Source organism: Ammoniphilus sp. CFH 90114, assembly GCF_004123195.1.
GTDB lineage: Bacteria > Bacillota > Bacilli > Aneurinibacillales > RAOX-1 > YIM-78166.
This window is the reverse complement of record NZ_SDLI01000005.1, coordinates 351,767-363,357: the sequence shown is the minus strand read 5'-3', so window position 1 is coordinate 363,357 and position 11,591 is coordinate 351,767. Positions and strand designations below refer to the sequence as shown.

Here is an 11,591-nt window from a genome sequence, read left to right as displayed (position 1 = left end):
AAAAACATCACAAAAGTGGCTTATTCACTAGATTGTCAAAATCATAAACAAAAGGGAGCCTAGCTTGTGGGCTCCCCTTACCGAGTTACTATTTTATGAACACCGGTTCTTTAAACTCGGCTAGTTTATCAAAGGAGCTTTTGGCTACGTCAGCATGTAAGCTATTTCCGTGAGAGTCCATCGTAACAATGGCCTTGAAGCCCTTCACCTTAAGGTGCCACATGGCTTCTGGAATTCCAAATTCAAGATAGTCTACTCCCTCCACTTTTTCAATGCAATTGGCGTAGTATTGCGCTGCTCCTCCAATTCCATTGAGGTAAACGGCTCCATGCTCTTGAAGACCGGCTAATGTCTTTGGTCCCATGCCTCCTTTACCGATCACGGCACGAATACCAAACTTTTTGATAATATCAGCCTGATAAGGCTCCTCACGAATACTTGTAGTAGGTCCAGCGGCTTTCACATGCCATTCTCCCTCATCATCCTTGAGCATCACAGGTCCACAATGGTAGATCACTCCACCGTCTAGATCTGTTGCACAATCATGATTCATGAGGTAACTATGCAAGGCGTCGCGCCCCGTATGGATGAGTCCATTGATGACGACGACATCTCCTACCTTCAAGGAACGAATTTGTTCTTCTGTGATCGGAGCTTCAAGCACCACAACGTCTTTCCCTTGCTCTTGCTCTTGGTCTGAGCTCGCCATATGAACTTCTTCATCCTTATATAGCCACTCTCGAATCTCTCCTGTCTCGGGATTAAGGGTCACACCTTGACGACGGAATGCCCAGCAATTATAGGCAACAGAAACGAAGAAACTTGCAGGCAAGCGATTCATGACGCCCACTTTACACCCCAACAACGTTGCTTCTCCACCAAAACCCATGGTACCGATTCCCAACTGGTTGGCTGTTTCCATCACGTAGGTTTCTAATTCAGCTAGAGTGGGATCCGGATTTAAATCATCCACTTTTCGAAACAATTGTTCTTTTGCCAATGCATACCCTGAAGTCCGATCTCCCCCGATACCAACCCCGATGAATCCAGCCGAACACCCTTGCCCTTGAGCTTGATAAACACTATGAAGAATGCATTTACGAATACCTTCTAAGTCCCGACCAGCCTTACCTAATCCTTCTAACTCGCAAGGCAAGCTGTATTGGATATTCTTATTTTCACATCCACCGCCTTTTAAGATAAGCTTGACCTCGATTTTATCCTGATCCCATTGTTCAAAGTGAAAGACTGGCGTTCCCGGACCCAGGTTGTCCCCACTATTCTCTCCGCTTATCGAATCTACAGAGTTCGGACGTAATTTCCCATTTTTGGTTGCTAAAGCTATAGCTTCCTTGATGATTTTCTTCATTTCCACTTGGTTCGAACCTGCTGGTGTTTTGATTTCAAATGTCGGCATACCTGTATCTTGACAAATTGGTGACTGGTTCACTTCCGCAGTATGGATATTACCTACAATTGTGGATAAAGCAAGAGCTGATCTTGTTCCTTCTTGTTCCCTTTGCTTGGCCTTAAGCATAGCTCGACGAACGTCTGGCGGTAAATTTGTTGATGTCTCTACAATTAATTGATAGATACTTTCCTGTAACTGTTTCAACTCCTCAACCCCTTTCAAGAGAATCTGCCTGAATGAGTTCTTCTAAACTTTCCATCCAACCAACCGTAGCCTTTAATGCAGCCGCTCCTTTCTCAACTTTAATCCAACAGCCTGTGTCCGTGTCCTTAAAATAACCTGTAATCGAGGTGGATTTCGGGTGAAAAGATTGGTGAAGGGAATATATCACTCCATGATGAATATCACTTTCTTCATACACATCATGAATCCATTCATCATGCTCGTTGAGCAGCCAGAGCACCTCCCCTCCCGCTAAGCCTACTAGCTTGGCTCGCTTCTGGTATTTTCGGTACGTGAACTTCACTTAGAGCACCACCCTCCCGAGATCTATTAAGCGAATGTCAGTGTTTTCTTTAATGTTGGTATGGCATCCATAATATGTCGGTTAATAGCTAGCTCTTCCGGTTCAAACCCTAGGGCCAGTCCAATCAGCTGAGGCAAATGTAAGATCGGCATGGTGATGTTTTCATCGCAACCCTTTTGAGCGTCAGGTTGATACATATCCAATTGCATCTGGCACAACGGACAAGGGGTAACCAGGCAATCCGCTCCTGCTGCTTTTGGAGACAAGCAATTGATCCGGGTCATGCCCATCACCTCTTTTTCCGCTGGAAATACGGCATGGAATCCACAGCAGGCTAGACGTTGGTCAAACTCTACCGATTCAGCTCCTAGGACTTCTGCTACCATCTCCATGGATTGAGGGTTCATATGATTCTCGAATCCCATGATCTTCGGTGGTCGGACAATATGACATCCATAGAAATTCGCTACCTTCAATCCCGTCAGAGGTCTTTTCACTTTTTTTCGCAAATTCTCTAACCCGTAGTCTCTAATCAACGCCCAGAGAAGATGGGTCACTTCACTTGTTCCTCTATACTCTAGATTCGCTTGTTGTAAGCCTTCATTTACTTTGTCCTTGAGATTCTCATCGTGATCGAGTCTATCCTTGGCAGTCCTTAGCATGAGGGTACATGTGTTGCATACCGTCAGGATCGGAGCATCAAACTTTTCACCTAAAGCAATATTTCTTGCATTGACGGCCACTCCTAAGAAGTCATCGACATCTTGAATATGACTAGCCCCACAGCAGGTCCATCCTTCGAGTTCTATAAGTTCAATTCCTAATGCAGAGGCTACTTTCTTCGTAGATATCATGAGTTCTTCAGCAGCTGATTCTAAAGTGCAACCTGGGAAAAATCCGTATTTCATGGCTGGTCCACCCCTTTGGCATACTCATAAATTTTTCGCACTCCAGCAATTCCCTCCACTTCCTTAGGCATGTGAAGCGGATTGATTTTTCCTTTGCTTATCATTCTTAAGGCAAACGGAACTCGTTTCATCGCTGTCTTCACAACCCCTTCCGTTTTCATTGGAAGTGTCATTTCATTTAATCTTCCTTTGTTCTTGACATCATCATGGAAAGCATAAGCATGGCGAGCTCCTAAGTTCTGGGTTTCCCCCATTTTCATCGTTTCCTGTCTAAGGTAAGCCACTTCTGCGGACAGGTTTATATCTTTCGGACATTGAGATACACATTGCATGCAATGGACACATTTCCATAGGTCATTCTCAAGAACGGGTCGGATGTGCTCCTCTGGCGCGCCATCCCTTGAATCAACCGCAAATCGATAGGCACGATTTAAGATAAACGGCTCGAGATACCCTTCTTGATTCATGGCGAGTTGCGTACATTCAGATGCACAAATCCCGCATAGTATACAGTCAGTGGGAGAAGCGATCTTCTGAAACTCTTGCTCTGATTGTTTAAAGCCTGTTGTTGGGCTTCCTGATTCTTTTGGAATGATCCAAGGCTTAACGACCTTCATTTTCTCAAGCTTCGGTTTCCAGTCAATTACTAGGTCACGAACGACATCAAAGTTTCCTAAAGGTTCGCACTTCAGATCATCCGTCTTAAAGGTATCGAGAATTTCATCTAGGGCCGTCTTACAAGTGAGAAATGAATTTCCATTCACTCGAATGGCACAGCTTCCACAAATCGCGTGGCGGCAAGCTGAGGTAAAGTTCAACGTGGGGTCTTGCTCCTCGCGAATTTTCGTTAAGGCCCAGAGCAAGGTTTTGCCGTTTTCGTATGGTAGATCATAGCGTTGAAGCCAGTCTTTATTTCCGTCGAAGCGTTTAATGGTAAAAGTAATTTTCCTCATTAGTACTTCCTCTCCTCCGGTTGATACTTGGTGATTCGTACGGGTAGATATTCCAGTCTGAATTGATCATTCTCCATGTAAATCAGCGTATGTTTCAGAAACTTCTGATCATTCCGTTCAGGATAATCCCCTCGCGAATGGGAACCTCGGCTTTCTTTACGATTTAAAGCCCCTATGACAACCGCCTTTGCTAGTTTCAAGAGATTGCCTACTTCTACATAGTTTATAAAGGCCATATTATATCGAACAGAAGCATCGCCAATGTAGGTGTCCTTGTATTCTTCTAGCAGTTGATCAATGACTTGTAGTGCTTCGGCCATTTCGTTTTCGGTACGGAAAATGCCCACATTGTACCACATCGTTTCAGCCATCTTATTGCGAATCTCAAAGATGTTATTTCCTGTATTCTTCTTTCTCATCGTGGCAAACTGACTCTTCCACTTCTCGACTTCAACCTCCATTTTTGTCGTCGTACCAAAGGTTCTTTTCATCGCAGATTCCCGTGCACCAAGTCCTGCGTATTTTCCGAATAAGACCACATCAGCTACAGAGTTTCCACCTAATCGATTCGCTCCGTGAATCGATACGCTTGAACATTCCCCTGCTGCATGGATCCCTTCAATAGGAGTACTGCATGTCTTAAAGTCCGTAACATGAATGCCTCCCATCATATAGTGACAGCTCGGGCGAATAGGAACCGGCTCTTTGATCAGATCTACTCCTTCAAATTCCATGGCTAGTTCTCTTACTTGCGGAAGACGTTCCATAATCTTCTTTTCTCCAAGATGACGAAGATCCATAAGAACATAAGATCCCATCTCTTCACCAAAACCGCGACCTTCTTTAATCTCCGTTTCAATGGAGCGAGATACCAAATCACGTGGTCCAAGTTCCATTTTTTCCGGAGCGTAGCGTTGCATGAAGCGCTCCCCATCCTTATTGAGGAGATAGCCACCTTCCCCTCGGCAAGCCTCAGACAAGAGGACACCCGTGGAGGCTAAACCTGTAGGATGGAACTGCACGAATTCCGGGTCCTTGAGTGGAATACCTACTTCAAAACAAGCCGCCGTCCCATCCCCTGTCATATTAATGGCATTGGTCGTTCGGCTCCAATAGATTCGGCCGAACCCTCCTGTTGCCAAAACAACGGCCTTGGCTTGGATCGGATGGATGTCCCCTGTTTTCATATCCATCGCTACGAGACCTTCTAGCTTTCCATTTTCAACAGCAAGAGAGAGAAGAAACCATTCATCTAAGAACACTACATCTTGTTTTAGACATTGCTCGTATAAAGCGTGAAGGATCACGTGACCGGTTTTATCTGCAGAATAGCATGTTCTTGGACTCGAAGCCCCCCCAAATGGGCGCTGGGCTACGTTGCCATTCTCGTCTCGGGAAAAAGGAACTCCGAAATAATCTAATTCTTTGATAATGTCCGGCATATTAGAGGTGAAGAATTCAACAGCATCCTGGTCAGCTAGAAAATCGCTTCCTTTCACCGTATCGCGGAAATGCTTTTCCGTTGAGTCGGTCGAGTCACGATTTTTCATCGCGGCATTAATCCCACCCTGCGCCGCCCCCGTATGGGAGCGGGTTGGGTAGATTTTACTGATCACAGCCACTTTAAGGTCTTCTTCCTTACTTGCATTCAGCGCAGCCATCATGCCTGCCCCTCCTGCACCTACAATCACAATATCGTATTGAAGCATGGGATAACCCCCTTCAAATTAAGTTTTCTACCAAAGTCCAATCACTTTCCACCAAAGTCCGCCCACAACTAACCAGATGATGATGTGTAAAATGGAAATTCCAAATCCTAAAGACCACCAACGATTCTGTGTGACATAACCAGCACCGAAGAACACGGGAGCAGGTCCTGTACCGTAATGAGTTGTAGAAGCAAATAAGTTACTGAAGAAAGCCAGGAGTAAGGCAGCTAACATCGCTGGTGCCCCAGCTGCTAGCATGACCGCCAAGAAAGCAGCGTACATAGCACTGATATGAGCTGTCGAACTAGCAAAGAAGTAATGCGTGTAATAGTAAACTAGAGCGAGAACAACGAGAGCTGCAACCCAAGACATTCCGCTTACAGACCCTTCCATCGTTGCACTAAACCAAGGAACCATACCTAACTTATTAAGGAACGTAGCCATCATGACCAAAGCCGCAAACCATACTAACGTGTCCCAAGCCCCTTGTTCCTTCTTAATATCATTCCAGGACAACACTTGTGTTAAGAGGAGGATGGACAACCCAATGAAAGCCGTTGTTGTCGCATCAATAGCTAACTTATCACCGAAGATCCACAAGCTTAAGATGATGAAGAACACACCCAGCATATAAAATTCTTCTTTTTTTACTGGTCCCATTTCTTTTAGCTTCTCTTCCGCCATCTTCGCTGCACCTGGAGTTTCTTTGATTTCAGGTGGATAGACCTTATAGAGGAAGTAAGGAATCACAATCAAACTGACTAATCCTGGGACAATCGCTGCCCATGCCCAACCTGTCCAAGTAATATTAATGCCGGCGACATCATTAGCCAACGTAGCAATGAGCGGATTTGCCGCCATGGCGGTCATAAACATGGCAGAGGTAACTAAGTTTCCTTGAAATGACGTCTTTAAGAGGAATGAACCTATTTTTCTTTCAGTCCCATCCTCTGGTTTAGACCCATAGGTCTCAGATAAAGAACGGATGATCGGGAAGATAATTCCTCCCGCCCGAGCTGTATTACTTGGAATAGCCGGCGCGAGGAGCAAGTCACTGACTAAGAGTGAATAAGATAAACCAAGGGTCCTTTTACCAAATCGCTTAACGAACATATAGGAGATTCTTGCTCCTAATCCAGTCTTAATGAAGCCCCGGGAAATAAAGAAGGCGATGACGATGAGCCAAATGGTGGTATTTCCAAATCCACTTAACGCATCGGATGTCGACAAGGTTCCGGTCACTGCTGTTGCCATTATTGCGGCAATGGCTACAGCTCCCATTGGAAGAGGCTTGGTGATAAAACCTATGATCGTTGCTACAAATATGGCAAATAAGTGCCAGGCTTTCTGATCTAGCCCTTCTGGTGGTGGAATAAACCAGATGATTACACCGACAGCCAACGTCAGGAGTAAAGGCAGAAGTTTTAATTCGGATTCAGATTTGGTCTTGGCAGGTTGACTCGTGTTAGTCTTTTTAGGAAGTTGAAAACTCGGTTTTGGTTTAGCAACCATCTTCACACACCTCAGCTCTTGTATTTTTTATTACAAAGGCATCTTACGGTAAATCGCGTAATTAATTGTGAAGTTTTTCACATAAATAGTTAGATCAAAATCTTGTTTCATAAATCTTTCTACACTCGTTGGCTTTATCCAACTGTCGTAGAATCTGGCAGTTTCCGCATGACATATAAGGGTCATCATAACTTAAGCATAAGTCGATACAGATTTCTTGAAGCCTCTTTTCATCCTCCCTGTGCGTTAGGTTGTTTTTTCTTGTCATGCTGTTCCCTCACTTTCATTTCTTAATTTGAGTTGTTATGGTGTTCCTTGCTACACTCTTATTCTTTCATATCGACGTGGATATCGGAAATCAATTTCCCTTATGAAGTCATTTATAACTTTTATAACTCCTTTCACAGATTGTTCATTGATTCACAAAGAGTTCTATTTAAATTATGCTACAATTTATTAAGAGTAAATAAACTGCGGGGAGAGGTTTGAATGGAACTAAGACATCTTGAATATTTCTATAAGGTAGGCAAACATAAAAACTTTACTCATGCTGCCCATGCGCTCCACGTCTCCCAGCCTACTGTTACGAATGCCGTAAATCAACTTGAAGAGGAACTTGGCGTCAAGCTGCTAATCCGGAATACGAAAAATGTATCTCTAACCCATCATGGTGAGCTGTTTCATAAAAGAGTTGAGTCGATTCTCGGTGAGATTCAAAGTTCTATTGAGGAAGTAAAAGACCGTCTCAGTAAAATTAAAATGGGTCTGCCTCCCATGATCGGGGCCCGGATTTTTCCCAGTGTTTATAAGGAGTTTAAACATTGTTTTCCCGCCATCGACATCGAAGTTATGGAAAAAGGATCTGTTTCCACCTGTGAGTTGTTGGAAACCGGTGAACTGGATTTAGGACTCATCATCTTACCTGAAGACCAAAGCTCGTTAAACGTAATCCCACTGATGGAAGAAGAAATTATGGTCTGTATGCATCCGGATCATGCCTTGGCAAAGAATAAAGAAATATGCTTCAGTCAATTAAAAGACGAGGATTTCGTAGCCTTAACCCCCGATTTCTTACACCGCAAACTCACCTTAAAAGAGTGTGAGAAGCATGGTTTTACCCCCCGCATTGTCTTTGAATCGCATGAAGTGAGCACTGCAAAAGAACTTGTGGCAAACGGTCTTGGAATCTCTCTTTTTATGAAACTCATCGTAGCAAAGCGTTCGGATATTGTTCAGATTCCATTATCCAATCAGACGAAAGTTCAGATTGGCCTCGCCTGGAAGAAGAATAAGCATCTCACAAAGAACTGTAAGCAGTTTATTGATTTTGCAGAAGCGTATTTCACCCAATTATGATGGAGCGTTACGGCCCTATACTTTAGTAGGTGTAAGCAGGAACGTAAAGGTGCGAGATGAATCTACTCATGTGATCAGAAAGGACTCCTTTTTTCGTTTTAAAAAAACAGCAGTCCTTTTCCTTTCACACGGTAGACTCTGACTAGTTTTCCTTACTATCATTCGATTGAACCAATACTCCTGCCCATGAAAGCTTTTGTAATAACACGTATTCCACTCCTTAATAGGATAATTTATACATCTAAAGTTAATATATAATACTAAGTATTTTTTTGCAACGCACATTTCAAAAATATACTACTGAGTTGATTTTCAATACTCAGTCCATCATACTATAATCTAGATGTTAAAATCCGGAAAGGAAGTTCCTACTGTGCCTAAAAATTATAATCTCCCCTGCAACATTGCCAAAACCCTAGATATTATTGGTGATCGCTGGACCCTATTAATTATTCGTGAACTACTAAAAGGTAAAACCAAATTCACCGAACTTAAAGAAGCCTTAGAGGGCCTAGCCCCTAATATCCTATCAGATCGGTTAAAATTGCTCGAAGAGGAATCAATTTTAACCTCCAACCTTTACGTCTTGCACCCACCACGTTATTCCTATGAACTCACACCAAAGGGCAAGGAGTTAAGACATATCCTGAACTCCATTGCCATTTGGGGTAATCGCTTCCTTGATGATAAATATTATTCGATCGTTCACCCTGATTGCGATCACGAGGTTGAGGTTGCTTATAAGTGCACGCACTGCAATCAAACAACACGCGAAGTTAATTTTTTGTCCAATTAAAGTCCTGGCTGTTTACCACCGTCTATTACAATCTCTGTTCCGGTCATAGAAGGGATGATATCGGATGCTAAGATTAAAGCCATGGTGGCAATTTCTTCAGGTTGTACCATCTGTCCAAGGGGGATTCCAGCATTATCCTCCTTTTTTTGTTCTTCTATCGTAATACCATTCGCTTCTGCATTCTGCTGTGCAAGCATTTCTGCACGTTCAGTAGCGGTAATTCCAGGAGAAATCGCATTAATTCTAATCCCGTAGGCTGCGAGATCTCTAGAAATTCCTTTTGTAAAATTTAAAAGCGCTGCATTTACAGTCCCTCCTGGAAGAAAGGTAGGGCTAGGCGTTCGTCCTCCTGTTCCAATTATATTGACAATCCTCCCTCTTCGTTGGGGCTTCATATGTATAGCTGTTTCCCTTACCATCTCAACATACCCTAAAAATTTAAGATTCCAGGCCTGGATAAAATCCTGTCCTTCCAAATCCCAAAAGATACCTGCACGGGCTGATCCTGCATTATTAATCAAAATATCGATATTTCCTAGTTTAGAGATCGCTTCCTCCACACTCCTCTTTGGTGCACCACAATCGGTTAAATCTTCACAAATCGAGAATATAGAACGGTCTGGGGCAATGTTTTTCAAGATGGCCACTGCTTTATCTAATTTCTCCTGATTCCTACTGATAATAACGACATTGGCCCCCTCAGCTGCAAGTGCTTTGGCACAAGCAAGTCCAATTCCAGCACTTCCACCCGTAATCACAGCGTTCTTTCCAGTTAGTCCAAGTTTCATCGTATACTCCTTTTCTAGCGAGGATTTTTCTTTCCATTGAATTAGGCTAATAGAATAATAGCAAAGTTCAGACGCTGCAGTCAAAACTTTTCGAACAGACAGAATATTCTCCGTCTTTGCCTGAAGATTTTAGCGTTCATCCATGGTTTAGAAGACGCAGTACGACGAAGTACATGGCAATTTTGTTTTGAAAAAAAATGGATAATAAGTAATGCCATCCTTCCTCTTACAGTTAAAGGGTCTGCATATTTTTCTGCACATCTAGTTAACTGACGATCACAATTGCAGTTACGCCAACCGCGTCTTCGATAGCATCGATCATGCGACCGACAGCAAGCATCTAAGCCGTCTATTGGTCTATTGGGCCCACTGCATCCTGGTCCACACCAGTTTCCATAAAAACAAGGAAAACTAAACTGTTTTACTTTGGGTATCTTGTTTGTTTTGATCATTTACTAGATCTCTACCTCCTGTTCATTCAATATATGTTCTTATAGAGTTAATGGTTTAAAAGTTCATCATTTACCCACCTGATTTCCCAGAAAATTGTTAGGTAAATAAAAATAGTTTACAAATTATTTAATTATGGTAAAATTCTCTTATCTGAATTATATTAGTATATTACATATTGGAGGTTCCCCTATGAAAAAGAAAAGTACTCTACTGATTAAAGGCATGTTGGCTTTATCCTTATTTGCTGGTGGTTACTTGACAGCGCTTTCGTCTCCTGCTGTCGAAGCATCGAAAGCTCCATCTACGGTTCAAGTCGTCGCAGATGGCAAATCAATCCCAGGCGCTGTAGTTGATGGTACTACCTTCGTTTCAGCAAGAGCCATTGGAGAAGCATTAGGTCGGGTTGTTTCTTGGAATCCGGAAGAGAACACAGTAAATATAGAGTCTCGTTTAGACGCTATCATCAAGAGAGGCTATATTCGTGTAGGAACGGCTGGAGATTACAAACCGTTTACGTACCTTAATCCAAAAACAGGAGAATATGAGGGATACGATATCGACGCAGCCAAAAAGATGGCAAAAGATTTAGGAGTAGAGGTAAAGTTTGTTCAGACTTCCTGGCCAACACTAATGAGTGACTTACTAGCCGATAAGTTTGATATTGCTATGGGCGGAATTACAAGGAATGTGGCCCGTCAGAAAACGGCTCAACTCACACATCCATATATCGAATTTGGTAAATCTCCTCTCATTCGTTTAGAAGACAAGGAGAAGTTTAAGAGTCTAGCAGACATTGATCAACCCCATGTAAGAATCGGAGTAAACCCTGGCGGAACCAACAAAGTATTTGTTGATGCTAATTTCAAAAAGGCTCAAGTTACGGTAGTCGAAAATAATTTAGATATTCCTGGACTAGTTGCAGAGGGCAAGTATGATGTTATGATAACGGACAACATTGAAGCTATGCTTTATTCAAAGGAAGATAAACGTTTATATGCTGCTTTAACAGATGATACATTTACTACGGATGAGAAAGGTTACCTCATGCATCGCGGGGATCAAGTCTTCACTAACTGGGTGAACCTCTGGATGGAAGAAATGACTTTGAAAGGCGAGTTTGAAAAATTGGAAAATCAATGGATTAAGTAGAATTAAAAAAGCTACCAACAGAGTGATCCT

The 11,591-nt window shown here is 42.9% G+C and carries 10 protein-coding genes; 3 read left to right on the top strand and 7 right to left on the bottom strand.

Annotated features, from left to right (window positions below; translation table 11 throughout):
* Positions 1 to 88: 88 nt before the first annotated feature.
* From EIZ39_RS14055 to EIZ39_RS14030, 6 genes are read right to left on the bottom strand one after another with little or no spacing between them, the layout of a single operon-like run.
* The gene (locus EIZ39_RS14055) at positions 89 to 1,615 is read right to left on the bottom strand and encodes a fumarate hydratase (protein WP_129200611.1); all 1,527 of its coding nucleotides are present in this window, start codon (positions 1,613 to 1,615) and stop codon (positions 89 to 91) included.
* Positions 1,616 to 1,619: 4 nt separating this feature from the next.
* Positions 1,620 to 1,937: a molecular chaperone GrpE gene (locus EIZ39_RS14050; protein WP_129200610.1), complete on the bottom strand. Its 318-nt coding sequence runs from the start codon at positions 1,935 to 1,937 to the stop codon at positions 1,620 to 1,622.
* Between the two features lie 26 nt (positions 1,938 to 1,963).
* Entirely contained in the window at positions 1,964 to 2,845 is an 882-nt protein-coding gene (locus EIZ39_RS14045) for a CoB--CoM heterodisulfide reductase iron-sulfur subunit B family protein (RefSeq protein WP_129200609.1), read from the bottom strand.
* On the bottom strand, positions 2,842 to 3,798 hold the full coding sequence (locus EIZ39_RS14040) for a succinate dehydrogenase/fumarate reductase iron-sulfur subunit (protein WP_129200608.1): 957 nt from the start codon (positions 3,796 to 3,798) through the stop codon (positions 2,842 to 2,844). Before EIZ39_RS14040 ends, EIZ39_RS14045 begins: the two co-directional genes overlap by 4 nt.
* Complete coding sequence (locus EIZ39_RS14035; protein ID WP_129200607.1) at positions 3,798 to 5,507, bottom strand: FAD-binding protein; 1,710 nt, start codon at positions 5,505 to 5,507, stop codon at positions 3,798 to 3,800. Before EIZ39_RS14035 ends, EIZ39_RS14040 begins: the two co-directional genes overlap by 1 nt.
* Before the next feature lie 27 nt (positions 5,508 to 5,534).
* A complete protein-coding gene (locus EIZ39_RS14030) occupies positions 5,535 to 7,019 on the bottom strand; it encodes an anion permease (RefSeq protein ID WP_129200606.1) in 1,485 nt (494 codons plus the stop codon).
* 489 nt (positions 7,020 to 7,508) lie between these two features.
* Between EIZ39_RS14030 and EIZ39_RS14025 the strand changes: the two genes are divergently transcribed.
* Together EIZ39_RS14025 and EIZ39_RS14020 are read left to right on the top strand one after the other, a co-directional pair.
* On the top strand, positions 7,509 to 8,375 hold the full coding sequence (locus EIZ39_RS14025; RefSeq protein ID WP_129200605.1) for a LysR family transcriptional regulator: 867 nt from the start codon (positions 7,509 to 7,511) through the stop codon (positions 8,373 to 8,375).
* Positions 8,376 to 8,748: 373 nt separating this feature from the next.
* Positions 8,749 to 9,171: a winged helix-turn-helix transcriptional regulator gene (locus EIZ39_RS14020; protein WP_129200604.1), complete on the top strand. Its 423-nt coding sequence runs from the start codon at positions 8,749 to 8,751 to the stop codon at positions 9,169 to 9,171.
* On the opposite strand, the gene EIZ39_RS14015 is transcribed toward EIZ39_RS14020, so the two are convergent.
* Positions 9,168 to 9,959, bottom strand: a complete 792-nt coding sequence (locus EIZ39_RS14015; RefSeq protein ID WP_129200603.1) for an SDR family oxidoreductase — start codon at positions 9,957 to 9,959, stop codon at positions 9,168 to 9,170. The genes EIZ39_RS14020 and EIZ39_RS14015 overlap by 4 nt on opposite strands.
* A gap of 642 nt (positions 9,960 to 10,601) precedes the next feature.
* Here EIZ39_RS14015 and EIZ39_RS14005 point away from each other — a divergent pair.
* Positions 10,602 to 11,561: a transporter substrate-binding domain-containing protein gene (locus EIZ39_RS14005; RefSeq protein WP_240675805.1), complete on the top strand. Its 960-nt coding sequence runs from the start codon at positions 10,602 to 10,604 to the stop codon at positions 11,559 to 11,561.
* Positions 11,562 to 11,591 lie beyond the last annotated feature (30 nt).

What these genes read in the sequence shown, in the direction of transcription:
- EIZ39_RS14045 (WP_129200609.1), bottom strand. Translation starts at nt 2,845, where the DNA reads ATGAAATACGGATTTTTCCCAGGTTGCACTTTAGAATCAGCTGCTGAA.
- EIZ39_RS14040 (WP_129200608.1), bottom strand. Translation starts at nt 3,798, where the DNA reads ATGAGGAAAATTACTTTTACCATTAAACGCTTCGACGGAAATAAAGAC.
- EIZ39_RS14035 (WP_129200607.1), bottom strand. Translation starts at nt 5,507, where the DNA reads ATGCTTCAATACGATATTGTGATTGTAGGTGCAGGAGGGGCAGGCATG.
- EIZ39_RS14030 (WP_129200606.1), bottom strand. Translation starts at nt 7,019, where the DNA reads ATGGTTGCTAAACCAAAACCGAGTTTTCAACTTCCTAAAAAGACTAAC.
- EIZ39_RS14025 (WP_129200605.1), top strand. Translation starts at nt 7,509, where the DNA reads ATGGAACTAAGACATCTTGAATATTTCTATAAGGTAGGCAAACATAAA.
- EIZ39_RS14015 (WP_129200603.1), bottom strand. Translation starts at nt 9,959, where the DNA reads ATGAAACTTGGACTAACTGGAAAGAACGCTGTGATTACGGGTGGAAGT.
- EIZ39_RS14005 (WP_240675805.1), top strand. Translation starts at nt 10,602, where the DNA reads ATGAAAAAGAAAAGTACTCTACTGATTAAAGGCATGTTGGCTTTATCC.